The organism is Micromonospora sp. B11E3, assembly GCF_039871625.1.
In the GTDB taxonomy this organism is placed as follows: Bacteria; Actinomycetota; Actinomycetes; order Mycobacteriales; family Micromonosporaceae; genus Micromonospora.
In genome coordinates, this window is sequence record NZ_JBDPMC010000189.1 from 1 (window position 1) to 2018 (window position 2018).

1 protein-coding gene is annotated in these 2018 nt (G+C 68.9%); it reads left to right on the plus strand.

Features of this window, described 5'->3' with window-relative positions:
* Nucleotides 1–155 precede the first annotated feature (155 nt).
* Nucleotides 156–1892 carry an IS1634 family transposase gene (locus ABGB16_RS33575; RefSeq protein WP_347672075.1) on the plus strand — a complete coding sequence of 579 codons (1737 nt, stop codon included), beginning with the start codon at nt 156–158 and terminating at the stop codon, nt 1890–1892.
* Nucleotides 1893–2018: the final 126 nt, after the last annotated feature.

Sequence of the window (2018 nt, forward strand, 5' to 3'; positions counted from 1 at the left end):
CCCGAGTTCGACAGTTGGTGGGCATGCGGGGTGGGTTGGCGGCGGATCTGTGCAGGTGAGAGGGCTGACGCTCGCCTGAGACTGTCCGGTGGCGTGGGCAAACGGATTTGCCGTGGGTATTGTGCTGATCAGGATTGTTGCCTGATGATGCGGGCATGTACTTGCGGAAGATCCAGCGGCGGAACAAGGACGGGTCGGTGGTGCGCTACCTGCAACTCGCCCACAACCGGCGGGTCGGCGGCACCACGCAGGCCGAGGTGCTGGTCAACTTCGGCCGCGAGGATCGCCTGGACGTCGACGGGTTGCGCCGCCTGGTCTCCTCCATCAACCGCTACCTCGGCGAGGAGGACGAGGTAGCCGCGCCGTTGGGAGCCGAGGAGGCCAGGCTGCTGACGGTGGAGTCCTCCCGGCCGCTCGGGGCGAGCTGGCTGCTCGACGGGCTGTGGAGACTCCTGGGCATCGACACCGCCCTGGCTTCCCGCATCGACGAACGCAAGTTCCGCACCGACGTCGAGCGCATCCTCTTCGCGCTGGTCGCCAACCGGGCCATCGCCCCCGCCTCCAAGCTCGCCGCCGCCGAGTGGGCCACCCGCGACCAGGTCATCCCCGGCCTGGACGCACTGGCCGAGCAACACGCCTACCGCGCCATGGACCTGCTCGTCGCCGCTGATGTCCAAGGCGCCGTGCAGGAGGCGGTGTTCTTCTCCGCCGCCCACCTGCTCAACCTCGAAGTCGACCTGATCTTCTTCGACACCACCTCCACCTACTTCGAGCGCGACACCGCCGACGACCTGGACACCGAGGGCCCCAGCCTGCGCCAGTACGGGCACTCCAAGGACCACCGCAAGGACCTGCCGCAGATCGTCATCGGACTGGCCGTCACCCGCGAGGGCATCCCGGTGCGCTGCTGGACCTGGCCCGGCGGCACCAACGACCAGACTGTGATCACCGAGGTCAAGGACGGCCTGCGCGACTGGCGGCTCGGGCGGGTGGTCACGGTCTGCGACACCGGGTTCTCCTCCGAGGCCAACCAGAGCTATCCGCGCCGGGCCGGCGGCCATTACATCACCGGCATCAAGATGCGCGAGGGCTCCCACCGCGCCGAGCAGGCTCTGGCCCGCCAGGGCCGCTACCAGGAAGTGCGTGACAACCTGCGTGTCAAGGAGGTCCGCCTCGACGGCGACGAGGGCAGGCGCTTCATCATCTGCCACAATCCCGCCGAGGCCGAACGCGACGCCGCCCGACGCGAAGACCAACTCGCCGCGATCCGCGAGGAGCTGACGCGTATCAAGGCCGCCCGGGAAGCCGACGCGACCAAGGCGAAGGCCAAGGCGGCCAAGACCGGCAAGCGCCCCGTAGTCCCTTCGGACGCCCCGCACCGCAAGGCCGAGTGCGCGCTTCGCGACCATCCTGCCCTCGGCCGCTGGCTCAAGCAGCACCCCACCACCGGGCGGCTGTCCATCGACGCCGCCAAGGTCGCCGCCGAGGCCCGCCTGGACGGCAAGTACCTGCTGGCCACCAGCGACCCCGACCTGCCCGCCGAGGACATCGCGCTCGGCTACAAGAACCTGCTCGAGGCCGAACGCGCTTTCCGGACGATGAAATCGACCCTTGACCTGCGGCCGGTCTACCACCGCCTCGATGAACGGATACGCGCTCACGTGCTGCTGTGCTGGCTCGCGCTGCTACTGATCCGCGTCGCCGAGCGTCGCACCGAGCAGACCTGGCCCAAGATCGCCGCCGAGCTCGGCCGGATCCACCAGGTCACGCTCTCCGGCCCGGCTGGCAGCCTCCAACAGACCACCCGGCTCACCGACACCCAGACCAAACTCTTCACCGACTGCGGTGTCCCGCTCCCGCCAAAGATAAGCGGCCTCAAGACCGCCGAATAGCCGCCGAGCTGGGAAAACGCGCTTCGGAGCCGTGGGCAAACGGCCCCGAAGCGCCCTCATGCCTATCACCACAGGTCAGCCCGCAGATTCCCCACCGCCGCATGCCCACCGACTGTCGAACCCCGG

Bases quoted from the DNA above. Each gene is read 5' to 3' on its own strand.
- ABGB16_RS33575 (WP_347672075.1), top strand. From the start codon at position 156: ATGTACTTGCGGAAGATCCAGCGGCGGAACAAGGACGGGTCGGTGGTG.